The 18,710-nt window shown below is 43.7% G+C and carries 16 protein-coding genes; 5 read left to right on the plus strand and 11 right to left on the minus strand.

The genetic code is table 11. The features are described from left to right. Window positions 1-255: 255 nt before the first annotated feature. The 5 genes from ATC1_RS01335 to ATC1_RS01360 all read left to right on the plus strand — a co-directional run bounded on the left by ATC1_RS01335 (window position 256) and on the right by ATC1_RS01360 (window position 5,829). A complete protein-coding gene (locus tag ATC1_RS01335) occupies window positions 256-1,578 on the plus strand; it encodes a M16 family metallopeptidase (protein ID WP_062277442.1) in 1,323 nt (440 codons plus the stop codon). Beyond that, on the plus strand, window positions 1,565-2,848 hold the full coding sequence (locus ATC1_RS01340; protein WP_062277445.1) for a M16 family metallopeptidase: 1,284 nt from the start codon (window positions 1,565-1,567) through the stop codon (window positions 2,846-2,848). Before ATC1_RS01335 ends, ATC1_RS01340 begins: the two co-directional genes overlap by 14 nt. 2 nt (window positions 2,849-2,850) lie before the next feature. Then, a complete protein-coding gene (gene acpS / locus ATC1_RS01345) occupies window positions 2,851-3,222 on the plus strand; it encodes a holo-ACP synthase (protein WP_062277449.1) in 372 nt (123 codons plus the stop codon). A 681-nt stretch (window positions 3,223-3,903) separates the two neighbouring features. Further along, window positions 3,904-4,890, plus strand: coding sequence for a TolB-like translocation protein (locus ATC1_RS01355; protein ID WP_152024192.1), 987 nt, complete (start codon window positions 3,904-3,906; stop codon window positions 4,888-4,890). A 186-nt stretch (window positions 4,891-5,076) separates the two neighbouring features. Beyond that, the gene (locus ATC1_RS01360) at window positions 5,077-5,829 is read left to right on the plus strand and encodes an EFR1 family ferrodoxin (RefSeq protein ID WP_062277458.1); all 753 of its coding nucleotides are present in this window, start codon (window positions 5,077-5,079) and stop codon (window positions 5,827-5,829) included. 94 nt (window positions 5,830-5,923) lie between these two features. Here ATC1_RS01360 and galE read toward each other — a convergent pair whose 3' ends face one another. The 11 genes from galE to ATC1_RS01415 form a co-directional block, all read right to left on the minus strand. After that, entirely contained in the window at window positions 5,924-6,937 is a 1,014-nt protein-coding gene (galE, locus tag ATC1_RS01365; protein ID WP_062277462.1) for a UDP-glucose 4-epimerase GalE, read from the minus strand. Between the two features lie 195 nt (window positions 6,938-7,132). Beyond that, window positions 7,133-8,101 (minus strand): glycosyltransferase family 2 protein, encoded by a 969-nt coding sequence (locus ATC1_RS01370; RefSeq protein ID WP_062277465.1) that lies wholly within the window; start codon window positions 8,099-8,101, stop codon window positions 7,133-7,135. 186 nt (window positions 8,102-8,287) lie between these two features. Then, window positions 8,288-10,555, minus strand: coding sequence for an ATP-dependent helicase (locus ATC1_RS01375; protein ID WP_062277468.1), 2,268 nt, complete (start codon window positions 10,553-10,555; stop codon window positions 8,288-8,290). A gap of 58 nt (window positions 10,556-10,613) precedes the next feature. After that, entirely contained in the window at window positions 10,614-11,678 is a 1,065-nt protein-coding gene (gene mutY / locus ATC1_RS01380) for an A/G-specific adenine glycosylase (protein WP_062277471.1), read from the minus strand. Between the two features lie 260 nt (window positions 11,679-11,938). Beyond that, window positions 11,939-12,241: a hypothetical protein gene (locus ATC1_RS01385; protein ID WP_062277474.1), complete on the minus strand. Its 303-nt coding sequence runs from the start codon at window positions 12,239-12,241 to the stop codon at window positions 11,939-11,941. Further along, complete coding sequence (locus tag ATC1_RS01390) at window positions 12,231-12,953, minus strand: MBL fold metallo-hydrolase (RefSeq protein WP_062277476.1); 723 nt, start codon at window positions 12,951-12,953, stop codon at window positions 12,231-12,233. The genes ATC1_RS01385 and ATC1_RS01390 overlap by 11 nt, the downstream gene beginning before the upstream one ends. 328 nt (window positions 12,954-13,281) lie before the next feature. After that, the gene (locus ATC1_RS01395) at window positions 13,282-13,647 is read right to left on the minus strand and encodes a YccF domain-containing protein (RefSeq protein WP_062277479.1); all 366 of its coding nucleotides are present in this window, start codon (window positions 13,645-13,647) and stop codon (window positions 13,282-13,284) included. Continuing rightward, a complete protein-coding gene (locus ATC1_RS01400; protein WP_062277482.1) occupies window positions 13,644-15,200 on the minus strand; it encodes a hypothetical protein in 1,557 nt (518 codons plus the stop codon). The genes ATC1_RS01395 and ATC1_RS01400 overlap by 4 nt, the downstream gene beginning before the upstream one ends. A 7-nt stretch (window positions 15,201-15,207) precedes the next feature. Beyond that, window positions 15,208-16,332, minus strand: a complete 1,125-nt coding sequence (locus ATC1_RS01405) for a glycosyltransferase (RefSeq protein WP_062277483.1) — start codon at window positions 16,330-16,332, stop codon at window positions 15,208-15,210. 3 nt (window positions 16,333-16,335) lie between these two features. Then, window positions 16,336-17,736 (minus strand): oligosaccharide flippase family protein, encoded by a 1,401-nt coding sequence (locus tag ATC1_RS01410; RefSeq protein ID WP_062277485.1) that lies wholly within the window; start codon window positions 17,734-17,736, stop codon window positions 16,336-16,338. Further along, window positions 17,737-18,708, minus strand: a complete 972-nt coding sequence (locus ATC1_RS01415) for an SDR family NAD(P)-dependent oxidoreductase (protein WP_062277487.1) — start codon at window positions 18,706-18,708, stop codon at window positions 17,737-17,739. It lies immediately after the preceding gene. Between the last annotated feature and the right edge of the window lie 2 nt (window positions 18,709-18,710).

Genomic DNA, 18,710 nt, shown 5'->3' on the forward strand with positions numbered 1-18,710 from the left:
TTCGGAGAACCGGAGTCGTTGGCAGTCTTTTCTGTTGTCAAAGAATACAAGAGAATACTGCTGAATAAAAAAGAAAAAAAGAACAACAATGAATTCTTTTCATATTTCGAATCGCTGGATGAATTGGACGACTGTCTTTTTCATTCAGATAAGGTAAAATGATTGATTAGTGAAACGGATTATAAAAATATTTGGGTGATATCTTCAGCGGAAAACCTGTCATCCAATTCAATTGAACAGGAGGTCAGACACTGCATGGCAGAAAAGCTAATCAAAACAATTTTAGACAATGGTTTGAAAGTCATGTTAAAAGAAATTCACTCAGCTCCGATCATCACCCATTGGGTCTGGTATCGGGTGGGATCCAGGAACGAAATCCCCGGATTAACGGGAATTTCACATTGGGTGGAACATATGCAGTTTAAAGGTACGCCAAAATACCCGGCGGGTGTGTTGGACAAGGAAATCTCCCGTGATGGTGGTTATTGGAATGCGTTTACGTATATTGACTGGACTGCATTCTATACAACCATGCCGGCGGATAAAATCTGGCTTCCGATTGATCTGGAAGCTGATCGGATGCAGAACAGTTTGTATTTACCGGAAGAAGTAGATTCGGAGCGTACGGTGATAATCTCTGAACGGGAAGGTTCAGAGAATGAACCAATGTTCCGTCTGGAAGAAGCCATTGCCAAAGCAGCGTTTATGCACCATCCTTATGGTGTGGAAGTAATCGGTGAAAAAGAGGATTTGCTGAAAATTTCACGGGATGATCTGTTCCGGTATTACCGCAGCTATTATGCTCCGAATAATGCTGTGTTAGCAATGGCGGGTGATTTTAATGCGGAAAAAATGCTGGACCATTTGAAAAAAGTATATCAAGATATTCCGGCACGAGAAATTCCAGATTCAAAGATTAAGCCGGAAGGTTTCATTCAAGGTGAAAAACGCGTAGAGATTTCAGGTCCGGGGGATGTAACATATCTGAATATCGTCTGGCGAGCTCCGCAGGGAAGCAGCAGAGATTTCTTCCCGCTTGTCATTTTAGATAGTATTCTGACCGGTCCGCGCAGTTTAAACATGTTTGGCGGAGGCAGTATTCCGAATAAAACCAGCCGCCTCTATCGATCCCTGGTTGAAAGCCAGATTGCTGTTGCTTTCAGCGGAGATTACGTTGCATCCATCGATCCATATCTCTTTACGATTTCTGTAATCATGAATCCGGATCATTCTGTAACAGAAGCGCTGGACGTAATTGATTCCGAAATTCAACGAATCAAGGACGGGGACATTCAGGAAAGCGAACTGCAAAGAGCAGCAAAACAGGCTCGAGCGCTTTTTGCTTACGGTTGTGACAACATCACAAACCAGGGTTACTGGCTTGGATATTCAGAAATGTTCGATTCATATAGCTGGTTTGAAAATTTTGTTTCATCATTGGAAAAGGTTTCAAAGGAGGATGTTATCAACATTGCGAATCAGTATTTAGGGAAAAATCAGCGCGTTATCGGTGTTTATACGCCATCTTCATCTGAAACTTCGCATATGGAAGGAGAAATGACCGATGAATTCGCATAACTCGCTGCCAGGTCCTGATGATATTTTGCGTGAAGAATTGCCAAATGGCATCGTAGTTTTAGCTCGAGCTAATTTTGCAAGCCCTTCGGTTGCGATCAGTGGATATATGCCCTGTGGATCCATTTTAGATCCAGCTGAAAAAACAGGATTATGCGGTTTTTTATCTGCCTGTCTGATGCGTGGCACTGCCAGCCATGATTTTTTTCAGATTTACAATCAAATTGAATCCAGCGGCGCCTCGTTGAATTTTAATGCCAGTACACATAGTGTTTTGTTCAGTGGAAGGTCTTTGTCAGAAGATCTTGCCATGATTTTGGAACTTATTGCAGAAGTATTGAAATCTCCGACCTTCCCGGAAACCCATATCGAACAGATTCGAAGCCAGATTTTGGCTTCGCTCTCGATTCGAAGCCAAAGTACGCAGGATATGGCGGAAGTCATTTTTGATCGCGAACTTTTTGGCGCTCATCCGTATGGCAGAGATGATGCCGGTACTCCAGACAGTATTCGTTCGATTAACCAGGAGGATATGCTACGGTTTCACAGTGACTATTTTGGACCGAAAGGAATGGTCATTTGTGTTGTCGGCGGCGTTGAACCGGCTGAGGCTGTGCAGCAAGTACGCAATGCGTTTGCATCCTGGACGAAAGAAACTGTTCAATTTCCTTCTTTTGATAATCTGCCTATGGTTCAAAATCCGAATAAACTTAAAAAAGTTCATTTAGAAATTGCAGAAAAAAGTCAGATGGATCTTATTATCGGCGGTATCGGGCCTGAACGGAAATCGCCATTTTTTCAGGCTGCCCAAGTGGGAAATTGCATTTTGGGACAGTTTGGCATGATGGGCAGGATCGGAAAAATTGTGCGGGATGATCATGGACTCGCATATTATGCAGGATCAAATTTAAACAGCAGCTTGTTAAGCGGATCCTGGGAAGTTTCTGCCGGTGTCAATCCAAAAAACCGGAAAAAAGCGTCAGAGCTGATCATTGCTGAGCTTAAAAGATTTGTGGATTCACCGGTTTCTTTGGAAGAGCTTGAAGATGTCAAATCTTACTATATTGGACGACTTCCGCTGGATATGGAAAACAATGCAGGTGTTGTTTATTATTTATTAAATATGGAACGTTATAGTCTTGGATTGAATTATTATCGGGATTATGAGAACCTCATTCGCTCGGTTACAGCAGAAGATGTTTTATCAACTGCACGAAAATATCTTGATCCGGAGCGGTTGCTGATCGTTTCTGCAGGGACGAAGAACGGATAAAGATGGCTTCCGTATTGAGGACGGGCATTGACTTGATTGAGGTACATCGCATCGCAAATCTGAAACCAGAAATCCGCAGCCGTTTTCTTGCCCGTGTCTATACAGAAGCAGAACTGGAGTATTGCGGAGGTCGGAATGAACGGTTATCAGGGCGCTTTGCATGCAAAGAAGCTGTATCGAAAGCACTTGGCACTGGTATTGGAACCATCGGCTGGCAGGAGATTGAAATTTTGAATGACAGTAATGGGATGCCGATTTTATTCCTGCATGGAAAGGCAACTCAGATATCCGAAACGTTAGGGATCCTTCAATGGTCAGTCAGCATCAGCCATATACGGAATCTTGCAGTAGCGATGGCAGTCGGGACAGGCTGAAAATGACGGAAATGGCTGGAAAGCAGTTAAAAATTCTGTCGATTTCGGATGTGGAACTCAGTTTGCTTTATTGTTCCCAAACGGCAGAGCGTTTTTCGGATGTTGATCTGGTGATCAGTTGTGGTGATTTACCTGCTTCATATTTGGATTACATTTCAAGTTCCATCAATGCCCCGCTGTATTATGTATTCGGAAATCACCAAAACTGGAATGAAATACATCAGGAAAGAGGCGAAAACCCATCTTTATCGGTTGGATATGATTTACATCGACGCTGTCGCCAGTATAATGGACAGCTTCTGATTGCCGGTATTGAAGGGTCGATCTGTTACAATCAGGGTCCAAAACAATACACACAGTTTCAGATGTGGATGAATATCTTCGCTTTATTCCCTGTTCTTTTCTGGAATAAATTACGAATGGGCGTTTTCTGGATATTTTTGTCACGCATGCATCCCCTTGGAAAATTCATGACCAGGAAGATTCGGCTCATATCGGTATTAAAGCTTTTCGATGGTTTGACAGGGTTTTCAAGCCGTTATATCATCTGCATGGACACATCCATGTCTATCGTACATCCACCGTTACCGAGACAATGTATTACCAGACAAGAATCGTCAATACGTATGGATATCGTGAAATATTTTTGGATCCATCGATGCTGCATAGGAAGGAGCGACGATGAAGAAAAAAACGATCAAAAGCCTGTTACTTCTGATGGTTGGGAGTCTTTTAATCTTGATCGCTATTGCTGCTTGCAGCGTTTTTTCTGTTTATCAGGCGGTGGATCCCCAGAATGCAACCTTAACTGCTTTAATAACTCCGACATCGGTTGAACCGACTCTGGATTTAAAAGGAAATCGCGTGTTAGAAGATCAATCCTGTCTGATCACATCGCTGGCCAGCATTTCAACATTTGAAAATGCGGAAGATGGTGGTATTTTTCGTTGGGCAGATGATCAGAACCTGTTTGCTTTTGTTGCACCGGAAAATCGCTATTGGGGGTGGTTTTCCGGTGCAGCTGTTGTTTTAGATTTTCGAAATAATCCAAAACAACCGGTCGAGATGATAACCAGCGGAATCCATGTTTTTGGAGATTTTGCATTCAGTCCGGATAACAGCAAACTGGCTTTTACAGCATTTCGTCCTTCTGATAATGTTTATACTGTGATGGTTGCTGACCTCGATTCCGGCCTTCGAACCGTTACGGATTTATTCCCCGGTTTGGTTGCGGACACGGACGATTTCAGCAGTTCCAAATCAGTGATTGAATGGGTCAACGAGACGGAACTGCGCCTGACGACAAGCTGCGGTGTGGATTGCGAGCGAATCCTGGTCGCAAACACAAAAAGCGGAACCCTTTCGCAACAGGAAGAAGTCCGCAAGAAAGGTCATTCTGGGAGAACGTTTCCTCAGCATGTGATTGAATATGACGACCGGTTATACCCGGCGATGAGTAAAGCGAACTGGTCTCCGGCGGATACATATGTCTTCTACACTGACACGCAGAATAAAACGTGGATTTTGAATGACCGGGAGAATTACCAATTCGCATTGCCGATCAGCGGGGACACCGTTTTACAATCCCTTTGGTCAGCGGATGAAAGATTTCTTGCACTGCGTTTTTCTGAAAAGATTTCGATTTATGATGTAAAATGTAAACAATAACTCATCCATTTTCGATTTTGAACCAGTAATTTGAAATAGAAACATGCTTTTTTGGTTGAAAGAGAGTACTTATCGAAGTATTGTTGCACGGAGCGTAATAACATTATGATGAATAATTATTTTCCATATTCTAAATTTTTAATTTCGAACGGCAGTTTCCATTTTTAAGAATCAGGGGGTTGTCAAATGATCTATTATTTTTCAGGCACAGGAAATTCTGAATGGGTTGCCAGACAGATCGCTGTCGGAACAGGCATGAATCTGGGAAACATTGCGCAATTGAGCAACACAACGGCTGTATCGTTTCCCTCCCAAACAAATGGCGTGATCGGATTTGTTTTTCCGGTTCATGCATGGGGAGCTCCCGAAGTTGTACTTGAATTTACGGAACGGCTGCAAATTCAGGAGAGTACCTACCGTTTTGCGGTTGCCACCTGCGGGGATGAGGCAGGTTTTGCACTCGATGATTTTTCGAAAAAATTCTCGCTTCAAAGCGCCTGGTCAATAAAAATGCCGAATAACTATATTCCCATGGCGGATATTGATACACCTGAACAAATCCGGCAGAAAATAGCTGAAGCCCGTCGTCTGATACCGGAAATATGCAGCCATATCCAGGCACGGAATCCTGTATGGCAGGTTCATAAAGGAAGTTTTGCCAGACTTAAATCCCGCATCATCAATCCATTATTCCGCAGCTATGCACTTTCGGCTAAAGGATTTTACGCTGAGGATCATTGCACGTCTTGCGGTATCTGTGTAAAAGCCTGTCCGATGGAAAACATAGAACTGAAAGAAGGACGGCCGGTATGGAACGATCGTTGTGTTCAATGCATGTCCTGTATTCATCGTTGTCCAGTGCGGGCGATTCAGATTGGAAACGCTACAAAGAAACGCGGCCGGTATACCTTTGAGGCATTTGAGTCCGGCAATTTCTGATGTTGTAGCACTTCGAAATGAAAGAAAGATTGATTTGCTGTACGTTACTTTTTGCACAAAGCGCTAAAAGTAACGTACACTGTGTTTACACGCTTTATTCAAAATGAAGAATGCTTTCGCGGATTTTTCCCCATTCCAACGCCGATCGAATTCCTTCATCAATGCTCAATTTCGCTTCCCATCCCAGCAATTTTTTAGCTTTATCGGCATTTGCATACGCACCGGCAATATCGCCAGGACGCGGTTCTGCAGTTCGTTTGTTGATTTTCTGTCCATAGACACGCTCAAACGCTTCGACCAGTTCAAAAACCGTCACACCTTTTCCAGATCCGAGGTTGATTACCAGATAATTATCTTCCGGATTTCCTGCCCTTTCGAATGCCCGATCAAAATTTGTCAGTGCTTGCAGATGCGCTGACGCCAGATCCCAGACGTGAATATAATCCCGAATACCTGATCCGTCGCGCGTCGGCCAATTTGTGCCGGTGATTGTAAAATACTCCTGTTTTCCCAAGGCTGTATCAACCAGTTTACCGAGCACATGCGAAGGTTCTTTGATATGTATACCGGTGCGGTATTTGGGATCCGCCCCGATCGGATTAAAATAACGGAGGGCAATTCCTTTCATTCCATAAGCACGGCAGGTATCTTTCAGTACCATTTCCATGATGAATTTCGTTCGGGCATATGGGCTGCTCGGAGCCAGCGGTGCTTCTTCAGTCACCATGAATTGGTCTACCTTATCGTAAATGGCGGCTGAAGAACTGAATACAATTCGTTTACAACCCAATTCGTTAAGGATATGGAACATCTCGTTCGATTTGGAAACATTTTCTCGATAGTATTCATAGGGTTTGGTGACCGATTCCGGTACTACAATCAATGCAGCGCAATGCAGAACCGCATAAATATCCGGATGGTCGGAAAAAATTTTTTCAATGACGTTCCGATCTGCAATATCTCCCTGATAAAAAATTCTGCCTTTTGTAAATTCCATTCTGCCGGTGACCAGAGAATCAAGAATGACAGGAGTATGTCCTGCGTCTTCCAATGCTGAGGCAACAGTTGAACCAATATAGCCGGCACCGCCGGTAATGAGGAATTTCATAATTTTTTGCCTTCCTTGTCCTTTATATGCAGTAATTCGAAAGAAGAGAAGGATTCTTTTTTGTTTTGTGTTTTATCGGATATAGAAAAAGACAATACAATAACGGTTTCCTCTCTTTTTTAAGCTTTTCAGAATTTCAAATTCCTTTTTTATCAGCAGATATTTTATGCCGAATACATCCTTAGCCAGAATGTTTCATTTTTTCGTCAAGTTGCTGTTTTGTCGGGTATGGATTTGTCCAATTTCTTTTTGTATCACATAATTCGGTCTGTGTTTGACTTCCTGGAAAATATACCCGACATAAACTCCAATAAAGCCGAGAATAATCATCAAAACAGCTCCGATGATTAACAACATAAACATGAGAGAACTCCAACCTGGTTCAAGTGCAGTAATATCCCCTCGAATCCAAAAGCTCAGTACATAAACAACTTCCACGACAGCCAATATCAGGAAGAACAACCCTGCGGATAAGCCAATATACAACGGAACCATGGAGAATGAAAAGATGGCATCAGAAGCCAGCCTCAGCATCTTTTTCAGCGAATATTTGGTTTTTCCGGCGATACGTTGTGCCGGTACAAATGGAAGAATGACTGATTTAAAACCAAGCCATGCAACCATCCCGCGAAGAAAGCGATGATATTCCGGCATTGCCAGCAAATTGTCCAACACCTGTCTTGTCAGCAGGCGGAAATCCGCTCCCCCCGGCAATGTCTGCGTGTCGCTTATCCAGTTAATCACACGGTAGAAAAGTCTGGAGGTGCCCATTTTTATCAGGTTCTGACCTTTTTCATCCAGACGTTGAGTCAGTACAATATCATATCCTGATTCTGCCATTCGGATCATTTCTGGAATCAATTCAGGCGGATGCTGCCCGTCACCGTCCATAGTGATAATCAGATCCCCTTCGGCATGTTCCATTCCGGCGCATAAAGCACTTTGATGTCCAAAATTTCGGCTGAGTTGGATAATCTGAGCTCTTGGATCTTTAGCCTGAATTTCTTCCAGTTTGTTCTGAGTCTGATCTGTGGAGCCGTCATTGACGAACCAGAACTCAAATGAATACGGTTGTGTATGAATCACCGCTGTCAGTCTATCGAAAAATGATTGAATCAGTTCCTGTTCGTTAAAAAAAGGGATCACGATAGATACCAGCTTCATAAATCTCCCTCGATTATGCTGTCTTCGATTTTTTCAGTATACTCGATTTCCAAAAATTTTAAGTCAATTTTTCATGAAAAATCGAAATATACAGAGGGATAATTGCCGGAACAACAACACGTAATCCCTCCCATATTTCAAATTGCTGCCTGAGAATCCAGGCATAATAACCATGGAATGTCGTGATCAGCTCACTTTTCGAATTTTCGAAAGGGGAACAATCAGTCGTTTTAGACCGACTGAATGGAAATTTACACTGACGACTTCTTCCCCGTCTTCAATCTTGCTTTCGATGATGGTTCCTTCGCCCCACAGCGGATGCGCCACTGTATCGGACGGTTTGAATTGCATTTCTGTTGTTTTACGCTGTTCAGCAGAGCCGTTTCTGATTCTGCTGCCAGAGCTGTGGAAACCGGATGAAGAGAATGAAGAACCGGCAGCCTGCGCCCAGACCGGTTGGTTTTCCCATCGCGTATCGCAGCCTGCGCTTCTGGGGGATTTTTGTTTCCCCGAGTCATTCATTTCGCGCAGTAATTGGCGCGGGATATCTGCAAGGAAACGGGATGGAATGGTTGTCTCAGGAATACCAAAATTTATGCGCTGATTGGCTCGTACCAGGGTCACATGGTTGCGGGCTCGGGTGATTCCGACATAAAAGAGCCGTCGTTCTTCAGCCATTTCCTCCGGATCATTGAGGCTCCGGCTGTGCGGTAGGACACCGTCATCCAATCCGATAATAAATACGCGATTAAACTCAAGCCCTTTCACAGCGTGCAGCGTCATTAGTGTCGGCGCATCTGCATTTTCGGTAATTGTATCCTGATCGGAAACCAACGCGAGATTCTGCAGAAAATCAGCAATACCACGCTCTTCATATTCAAAAGCCATTTTCCTAAGCTCTTCAACATTTTCCCAACGGTCAATATCGTCACTGTCATCGGATTCTACATAAGTCTGAAAATTTGTTTCCAGAATAATTCTTTCCATCAGAGAAGAAATACTGGCATGAGAAACAAGCTCCGTCTGCCAATCGATCAATTTTGACCCAAAATCAGCCAACGCCAGCGCTCCGCGTCCTAAATCAGGCCAAAAAACGGAATCCGGTCCGTTCTTCCCTAAATCCAGGAGAATTTCACCGGATGCTTTACCGGCTTCTGCTGCGGTAACCCGCAGATTTTGCAGTGTTTTCCCGCCGATGCCACGAGGAGGTGTGTTAATCACTCGGGTCAGGCTGATTTCATCCTGCGGGTTGTAAACCAGACGCAGATAAGCGATCATATCTTTGACTTCACGTCTGCCATAAAAGCGCTGAGCACCAACCAATCGGTATGGCATTCCGCGGTATAAGAAAGCGTCTTCCAATAATCTGGATTGCGCGTTGGTGCGGTACAGAATGGCGAAATCACTACCTTTGGCATTTCCGTTGTCGATCAGACGGGAAATCGTTTCCGCAACATAATGTGCTTCTTTACGGTCATCTTCTGCTTCATAATAATCGATCTTGTCACCACAGCCGCGATCAGAGACCAGGTTCTTTTTGGTGCGATTTCGATTCAGGTCAATCACACTACGCGCAACATCAAGCACATTTTGGGTCGAGCGATAATTTTGTTCGAGTAAGATTTTCTGATGGTTTGGATAATCCTGTTCAAACAACTGAATATTTCGATAATCAGCTCCCCGCCATCGGTAAATTGACTGATCTTCATCACCAACGACAAAAATATTTTGATTGGCAGAAGCCAGCAGACGCAATAGACCGTATTGTGCCGTATTGGTGTCTTGAAACTCATCAACCAGAATGTGACGGAATCTGCGGCTGTAGCGATTTCGAATTTCCGGGTTGTTTTCCAGTAATTTGTATGCCCATAACAACAGATCATCGAAATCCACTGCATTGCTGTTTTCCAGTGCCTGTTGATATTTTTCATAGATTCGGAATAGTGTCTCTTCGTGATAGTTGGAACGAGGCAGATCTTTTGGAAATTGCAGATTATTCTTGGCACTGGAGATTTCGTTGTGCAGTGAATTAGCACGATACAGTTTTTCATCCAGATTGAGTTCTTTCACAATTTGTTTGACCAGAGAAACCTGGTCATCAGCATCCATGATGACGAAATTGTGATCAAAAGGTAGCGCTGATGCTTCTCGCCGCAGAATGCGGGCACAAATTGCATGGAAGGTGCCCAGCCACATATTACCTTGCAGACTTGCACCATATAAATCTTCAACGCGATCCTGCATCTCACGGGCAGCTTTATTAGTAAAAGTAACTGCTAAAATTTCGTTAGGCCGAATTCCCATATCTTTCATCAGATAAAGAATACGCTGAGTAAGAACGCGGGTTTTGCCGGATCCAGGACCAGCCAAAACCAAAATTTGACCGTTTCCGGCGGTTACAGCCTGATATTGCTGCGGATTTAATTTTTCCAGATAATTCATTCCATCTTCCATTCAAAAAGTTCCTTCGGCAGTTTTATTGTATAGTTGTGCGACCGGAGAAATACTTATTTTAAATATTTTTAATCCGTTCTGAGATAAGTCGGTCAATTTTTCCCATCGGAAAGCGATCCAGTTCATCTGCTGCAGCCCAGGCGATTGCCTGTGCTTCCACTGGCCGAGGAATCTGTCCATTGATATCACAGAGGAAAGCCTGCAATGTCACACGGAAATGGGTATACGCATGGCGGTACGTTCCAAAAGGTTCTCGGATGGTAACTGTTGTATCCAGTTCTTCTCTGATTTCTCTTTGCAGACACTCCTGTACGGTTTCATCCGCTTCGATTTTTCCACCAGGGAATTCCCATAAGTTTCCAAGCAGTCCTTTGGCAGGCCGCTGAGCCAAAAGGTAACGATCAGGCTGATTGTCTTCTGCTTTACGGATCACAGCTGCGGCAACCTGGTAATGCGGAATCGATTTAACCGCAGTCTGTACCGGGCGAATTGCTACAGTATGGTTGCGATATGCAAGACAGAAAGATGTAATCGGGCAGCTCTCACAATGCGGGTTCGTCGATGTGCAAACCGCATTTCCCAAGTCCATTAATGCTTCATTATAATCACCGGGACGATCGGGATCCAGCAGCTCTTCAGCCATATTCCAGAGAATTTTTTCGCACTCGGATGTTCTCTGCGGCAGGGAAATATCTCCTGTACGGGAATAAATGCGTCGGATATTTCCATCCAAAGCTGCAGCCGGAATCCCAAATCCTATTGAGGCGATGGCTCCGGCTGTATATCTTCCGATACCCGGAAGTTTTTGCATGACTTTGGGATCAGAAGGAAAGATTCCATCCATCGTTTGATTGATCGTGATTGCTGTATGATGGAGCGATCTGGCACGATGGTAATACCCAAGACCTTCCCAGCATTTTAGAACAGTTTGTTCATCCGATTCTGCAAGCGCCGCGATATCCGGAAATTTCTCCATCCAACGCAGAAAGTATGGAATGACTGTCTCCACTCGGGTTTGTTGGAGCATAATTTCCGAAATCCAGGTACGATACGGTGTTCTCTCTACACGCCAGGGCAGTAATCGTTTGTTTTGATCAAACCAGTCCAGCAGGTCTTTTTGCATAGTCTTACTATCTCAAAAAAAACCAACAGGCTGAATCGGAAAGTATGTTCTTTTATTCCTCTGCCAGCCTGTCGATGTTCTGAAAAATTTTATCAATTCGAAATAAGAATTAACCTTTCGGACAAAAAGAGGAGATTCGTTGTTCTTATGATTTTTCGCTCGGCGTAAAACGATAAGAACAACAAGGCTTCTTTTTATATTTCGAATTACTGGAAATAAACTGTATCAGGAGTCTATTCCTGCCAGTAATATTATGGAAGCTAAAACTGAAATCCCTGTTTTGCAGGAACCAACTTGTATTCAAAATTTTGGATATACTTTTGCAGTTGTTCCAATAATTCCATCCATTCGTTTTTTGCCATCCGCTGTTCTGCTTCCAATTCATCCGGAAGAAGCGCACAGATCATTACTTGCGGTTGTTCCCCGTAAATTGTCGCCCAGGCATCCGAAAGCTCGAAACCCATACGATTCAGGCTTGGAACGAATTCGCGAACAAGAAAATCAAAATACTCTTGTTCATGATTCGGGAGAATATCCCAGGTCATGATCAGTTTAACCGGCATGGCTTTCCTCATTCAGAATGGGTTCTGAGGCACTGCTTTCATCTGCCGCACTTTCATCGATGGTCCCCATTTCATCACGTTGCGGATGATTGAGGATGATTACTTTCGTCTCTTCCGGAAGCTGAGCGATGTTGGTGATCTTGTAGGAAGAATAAACGTCTTCGGTTTGCGTGATTCCCATTTCTTTAAGAAATTTTGATAAAGGGTCGAGATTGGGTTTGGTCAGCGGTACCGCATAGTGCATTGGGATCACTACATTGGGTTTAATCATACTGATCAGCTCTACAGCTTTCGAAGAATTTAGCGCATTGCCGCCGCCGACAGGGATGAGCAAGATGTGTGTAGTACCAACATTCTCCAGCTCAGACAGTGTCGGTATGCGATTTAAATTACCCAAATGTGCTATAAAAATACCATTATATTCAATGATGTATATGGTATTGGATTCTTCATCCTTCTGATTTGTTTTATAACCGTTAATAAAAACGTTATTGATTTCGTATTCACCGGGGCCATCAATGATAAACGGTTCACCTTTGATGCCGGCAGTAAAACTATGCCCGGGTTTATTGCAGCTGATAGTGACGATGTCGCTTTTCAGCTTTAATGGTTCATATCCGATTGCTTGGTAATCATATGGGTCGCAGACGACACTGCCCATTCCGCGTTCTGAAATTCGAAAACAGGAATGCCCGTACCAGGTTATTTCCATGGATCCTCCAAAATTCATTGTTCGATCGAAAAAACACTTATTTTGTTTTCCGATCTTCCCTAATTATACTGCCACACAAGAGTTAGCCTGTAAAAACGTAATAATTCGAAATATGGATAGAAGTATTTGTTGTTATTATCGTTTTACGCGAACCGCAAAACGATAATAACAACAAATTATCTTGATTGATTTGAAGAGTCAACCTATATTTTTAATTGCTGGCATAAACGTGAATTGCCAACAATTCGAAATATGGAAAGAATTATTAGAATCAAATGCGAAAGACTTGATGCACTGTCCATCCATCTTTGCCGTTATTGAGATCGCATCATTTTGAGACGATCGATGCACCGAAGGGCATCAATGCCAACTGAGCCAGTTTGAAGCATTGTTTTCCAAAGGGAATTCCAATAATGGTGAGACAGAAAATCAATCCATTGAGGGCAGAGGTAGCTGCCAAAGGAAGTCCGCTTGTCACCAGCCAGATGATGTTCAACAGCAAAGAAACGGGTCCTCCTCCAAAGACAACTTCTTTACCAAAAGGGAAAAATGAAAGTCTGGCAAATTTGAAACATTGTTTTCCTACCGGAATGCCAATAATCGTGATACACCATACAATACCATAAAGAAACCAACCCATCCCTTGCAGCAATCCGCCAAACAGAAACCATAGCAAATTTCCTATAAATTTCATCTTTTCTCCTTATTTTTTCTGATCTTCTTTAAAATCGGCTGGACAAGACCGCTTGCAAATACTACTGTGCTGCAGATCACAATATAGACAACCGTTTTCCAGAAAGGAAAGCGGTGGATAATGTCTGCATAGTAACGGCTGAAATACCATTGCGAAAAGAATCCGACAAAAATAATCTCGATGAGAATCCAGCGGATCAGCCATCCGTCTTTGATCTGTTTTGCATAGCGGAATCCCCAGGCTGTAAAAAACGCCAGCCAAGGTAGAAAGATGACCCGGTAGCGGGGATTATCCCATTGATCACCGCCAGCTCGCAGTGAACTGACGAAAATCCATCCGATCAGGAAAAGGGTGTTGATTATCAGCAATCCGCGCTCTTTGCTGTTTTTTGCTCTCAGAGTGGTAAAAAATGCATAGAAAAGGAACGGAACCATGGCATACCAGCCGACAGCCCGGAAAATTCCGACTGCTTTCCAGAAAGGTGTGGTTGGTCGATAAAAAAGAATTGCAGGCAGCACCGGCTGAGTGATTCCATAAACTGCCAGAAAAACTGTTCTGAACCGGCCTCCGATTTCACCAACGACTTTCTCCACCCAGCCTGAGTTGATTTCGGTTGTGTGAATATCGTAATGGATAAATTCCTGGATTGACGGTAACGCAGCCACCAGGATTACCAGACCGGCCAGTGCGATTCCGATCACACCTGCCCAGAGCCATTTTTTGGAGCGGGATACCAGGCTTTCAATCCAAATCCAAAGCACAGTACAAATGGCAAGCGCTCCGGCAACGAATGTGGAAAGCGGGAGAATGGCAAAAAAACAAAGGAGCAGGACTATGCCAGATTTTTTCCAATGATCGTGCAGTGTGCAGAGTGCCCAGAAAGCAATAGCCAGAATACCAGTCAGGAACGGTTCACGCATCGGTGAACCTGCATATACGATGCTGTCCGGATATAAAACGAAAATCCAGGCGGCGATGTTTGCCATTGGCAAGTCCCAGCGATTTTTAATGGCTTTCCATAAAAACGGTACGCCGGCTGCCGTCAGGAATGCGCCCAGGAGAATTATGAGAGAAAATCGGCGTTCGTCAGGAGATAAATATTGATAGATCCAAATCCCCAAAATTTCCATTCCGCCATATTGATCGTTGTTAAATTTACGTGTTAATGGTTCGAAAAATGTGGGATCCTCATCCTGGACGATACGCCATGCTTCTTCATCCCGTCGGTAGGCATCATCAAAAAGATACCCCTGTTTTTGTTGAGGTTCCTCTCTGTATCCATATATGGGGAGCAGTTTTTGTGCAGTCATTCCGAAACCCAGTCGCAGAATCCAGGCGGCAAGCATCATTCCAGCCAGCATACGGCTTCTGCCGCCCCAATTCCACACAATCTGAAGCAATATAAAAGCAGGAATGCAAAGAACAAACGCTGCGAACCATCCTTTATAAAAGTCACCCCCCTGAACAAAGGCATATAAAATTGCTGTTATTGCAGAAAGGAAAATGGAAATCAACAGAATGATGACAACGCTGGTCCGATTGTTGTGTTTCATAGGTTCTCTATTTCATTGAAGACAGGATTTTTTCCTGTCTTTGTTTCCAGGAATATTTTTTACTTTCTTCGAAGGCAGCGGAGGCTAACGATTCACGCAAGGATGGATCGTCAAGCAGTTTTTTCACCCCATCTGTCCAGGATTCAATATTTTCAGGTTCGCAGAAAAGCGCTGTATTCGCGTTTAAAACTTCGTGAATAACTGGCAGATCACTCGAAATGATCGGTTTGCCTGCAGCCATGTATTCAAACATTTTCATCGGACTGCAGATATCGGCTGAATTTCCTCCGCTGCTTCCTGCGATTTCCCTGCCATAGGGCATGAGCACAATATCAGAGGCTGCGAGTGCCAGAGGCAATTCACTTTTTGGAATAAAGCCGGTGAAGAAAACATTTTCCAGCCCGAGCTTTTCCGCTTTGGAACGATAATTTGTAACATCCTCTGCATTGCCCCCAAACCAACAGAAAGAAGCTTCTGGGAATCGTTTTGCCAACTCCAGAAAAAGATCCGTACCTCGTCCTGCATAGAGATGCCCACAACAGGATACAACCAGCTTATCCGGAAAATCCATTTCTTTCTTCGCATCCGCAGTACTTGGCAAGCTCTGATAATCTTCCAAATTCACACCGTTGGGAGCAACCAGACAGTCCTCTTCTTTTAATTCCGGGAATATCTGACAGACGTGTTTTTTTAATTCATGCGAAATGAAGACTACTTTTTTTGGTGTGGATGATTGGATATAATAACGGAACCAGCGGACACCCCATTTTCCGGAAGGGATATCATGTGCTTCAAAGATGGAGCTGCATCCAACCCAGGCTGCGAATGTTGCAATCTGGATATTCCACGTATATTCATAGGTCGGATTGAAAAAAAACGTTCGAAGAATCGTCAGGATACTGAAATCAATTCGATGTAAAAATTTCAGAGATGGCAATTCGTATAGTCTAAATGCGCGGCAGGTTAATCCATAATGGCTACGCAGGGCTTCAAATCGATTCACTTTCAGATGTGGAACCCACAGACGGACTTCATGTCCGTTTTCCACCATACCTTGACAAGCCATTAGCACTTGAATTGAATTTGCCGTTTCTGAAGGAATTTTTGATGTACTGCTGACAGCGATTTTCATGAATCATCTTCCTTTATGTTTTGTTTGATATGGTTCGCGAAGAACTTCTGTTTCTTTCTGGATTGATCTATGCAGTAAGAGCAGACCATAAAATGTCATGATGATTACTGATCCCGCCAGATAGGCGGAAAGTAGGATGCTTTCCGTGATGTACGGACCACGTGGAACCAATACGATTGTTCCAAAAACTTTTATCAGCATCGCATAGAAGCTGACATCTGTTGCATAACCGGCTTTGCTGAATGCCAGTAATAAAGTCCGATTCCAGAATAGAATGTTGGCGATGCCGTAACCGCCCATGAGGATCATGATGATTTGGAAGGAAGGTAAAAAATCTGTTGAAAAGATCTGGAATGAATAACCGAAAAAGTTGACCGGATGAAAAAGCAGTATTTTCCCGAAAAACAGTAATCCGATGAACGTCCCTGCTGTCCAACTGAAGGAGACTAACGTTACTTTCGAAAGCAAGCGTTTGATTCGGTTCCATTTTCGATTGACAATCGCTCGCATGATCTCCGGATAGGTTGTATCGATGAACGGGTTGATCGGAGTGAGAACCATATTAATGACCGTCATAGCCGTTTTATAATAACCGGCATAAAGCGGACTAAGCAACGCGCCGATCCAAAGCACTTCACCATCCCGGGCGAACAGATTGATGGTGCTGCTGATATTCGTGGATACGGTAAATTTAAGTATTTCTTTCTTATTCGTAATGAGACTGAGTGGCGCTTTCCACCATTTCTTTCCGAGAAAACCCGGCAGCCAAGCCAGATCAAGGATTACCGGTGCGATACCAAGAATCATCTTACCAAAAAAATAAGCAAAGAGGATTGCTTTCAAACCGAGACCGGCTTTCGCTGCGATCAACACCAAAATGGCGACCAGTACATTTTGGATCAGGCTGACGATTGCTATCGCGCGATAGCGGTTAATGACGCGCAGGACACCATTTGCTGTTTCCATGGCGATTCCGGTCAGAATGGTTAAACCATAGAAGATGATTGAACCGGAAAGAGCAGCATCATCCAGGAAAATTCTCGCACCGAATTTTGCGGTAATTACCAGGAATGAAAATGCAGCCAACGATGTGACGGTTTCAATCACGGCTGCAAATTTGATTAAGGCGCCTGCTTTTGCCAGATTGCGCTGCTCGTAAGCTTCACTGACAAAACGAACGACCATCTCATTCATTCGGAAAGAGAAAAACTTATTGATGTTCGTGACATAACTGGTAATGATTCCAAGAACCCCATAGTCGTAAACACCCAAAAGCCGGGTGATGTAAACCGTCAGAAAGACGCTGATCAGATTACTGATGATCAAGTAAAAAGAATTTCTGACAACACGTTTAAAAACATGGTCATTGAACCAGTTTTGGATGCTTTTTAACAATGATTTCATCTATATACGAAGATCCGCCAGCCAACTGCGTTCCTTGCGATACCAGTCAACGGTTCTTTCCAATCCTGTTGATAGATTGATTTCCGGCTGCCAGCCAAGAATTTTTTTTGCCTTGGATATGTCAGCCAGATTGGCGGACATATCCGCCTTGAAAGCAGGTTTGTATTCGAGGATAGCTTTTTTGCCAATGATTTGTTCCAATTTGGAGATCAGATCATTAATGGAGATCGTCTCATGTCCGCCGAGATTCATAATTTCATATCCGACTTTTTTTAGCCCCAGAATGGTTCCGCGAGCGATATCATCGACATAGGTAAATCCGCGCGTCTGATTCCCGTCCCCGTTGATTTTCAGCGGGGTTTCTTCAGAAATCCATTTAATAAATCGCAGCATTGCCATATCCGGTCTGCCGGCTGGTCCGTAGACAGTGAAAAACCGGAAAATGGTCACGTCAATTCCATACAGATAATGGTACGCATGACACATCGCTTCAGCGCCTTTTTTACTGGCTGCATACGGCTGAAGCGGATGATCAGAATCAGCGGTTTCCGGAGTGGGATAGGGGGCATTTTCGCCATAAATACTGGATGTGGAAGCCTGGATAAACTTATGAATGTCATGTTTGCGACATTCCTCAAGCAGGTTCAGGCAGCCTTTGGTGTTGGTTTCTAGGAAGATCCATGGATTTTCAACGCTCAATCGAACGCCTGGAACTCCGGCAATGTTGATTACTGCATCAAATTGCGTTTGTTGAAACAAAGACTCCAATTGGCAGGAATCAGTGATGTCCCCATGAAAAAAATGGAAACCATCCAATGTCTGCAATTTTTTCAGTCGGTATTCTTTAAGAATTGGGTCATAGACCGGATTGAGATTATCTATTCCGGTGACCTGAATTCCATCATTTAGTAAAAATTCGGCTATTTTTGAGCCAATAAAACCGGCAGCACCGGTAATCAGGACATGATTCATAG

Origin of the sequence: Flexilinea flocculi (genome assembly GCF_001192795.1) — a bacterium.
GTDB classification, from domain to species: Bacteria; Chloroflexota; Anaerolineae; order Anaerolineales; family Anaerolineaceae; genus Flexilinea; species Flexilinea flocculi.

Coding starts and splice junctions, on each gene's coding strand:
- ATC1_RS01335 (WP_062277442.1), top strand. CDS start 256: ATGGCAGAAAAGCTAATCAAAACAATTTTAGACAATGGTTTGAAAGTC.
- ATC1_RS01340 (WP_062277445.1), top strand. CDS start 1,565: ATGAATTCGCATAACTCGCTGCCAGGTCCTGATGATATTTTGCGTGAA.
- acpS (WP_062277449.1), top strand. CDS start 2,851: ATGGCTTCCGTATTGAGGACGGGCATTGACTTGATTGAGGTACATCGC.
- ATC1_RS01355 (WP_152024192.1), top strand. CDS start 3,904: ATGAAGAAAAAAACGATCAAAAGCCTGTTACTTCTGATGGTTGGGAGT.
- ATC1_RS01360 (WP_062277458.1), top strand. CDS start 5,077: ATGATCTATTATTTTTCAGGCACAGGAAATTCTGAATGGGTTGCCAGA.
- galE (WP_062277462.1), bottom strand. CDS start 6,937: ATGAAATTCCTCATTACCGGCGGTGCCGGCTATATTGGTTCAACTGTT.
- ATC1_RS01370 (WP_062277465.1), bottom strand. CDS start 8,101: ATGAAGCTGGTATCTATCGTGATCCCTTTTTTTAACGAACAGGAACTG.
- ATC1_RS01375 (WP_062277468.1), bottom strand. CDS start 10,555: ATGGAAGATGGAATGAATTATCTGGAAAAATTAAATCCGCAGCAATAT.
- mutY (WP_062277471.1), bottom strand. CDS start 11,678: ATGCAAAAAGACCTGCTGGACTGGTTTGATCAAAACAAACGATTACTG.
- ATC1_RS01385 (WP_062277474.1), bottom strand. CDS start 12,241: ATGCCGGTTAAACTGATCATGACCTGGGATATTCTCCCGAATCATGAA.
- ATC1_RS01390 (WP_062277476.1), bottom strand. CDS start 12,953: ATGGAAATAACCTGGTACGGGCATTCCTGTTTTCGAATTTCAGAACGC.
- ATC1_RS01395 (WP_062277479.1), bottom strand. CDS start 13,647: ATGAAATTTATAGGAAATTTGCTATGGTTTCTGTTTGGCGGATTGCTG.
- ATC1_RS01400 (WP_062277482.1), bottom strand. CDS start 15,200: ATGAAACACAACAATCGGACCAGCGTTGTCATCATTCTGTTGATTTCC.
- ATC1_RS01405 (WP_062277483.1), bottom strand. CDS start 16,332: ATGAAAATCGCTGTCAGCAGTACATCAAAAATTCCTTCAGAAACGGCA.
- ATC1_RS01410 (WP_062277485.1), bottom strand. CDS start 17,736: ATGAAATCATTGTTAAAAAGCATCCAAAACTGGTTCAATGACCATGTT.
- ATC1_RS01415 (WP_062277487.1), bottom strand. CDS start 18,708: ATGAATCATGTCCTGATTACCGGTGCTGCCGGTTTTATTGGCTCAAAA.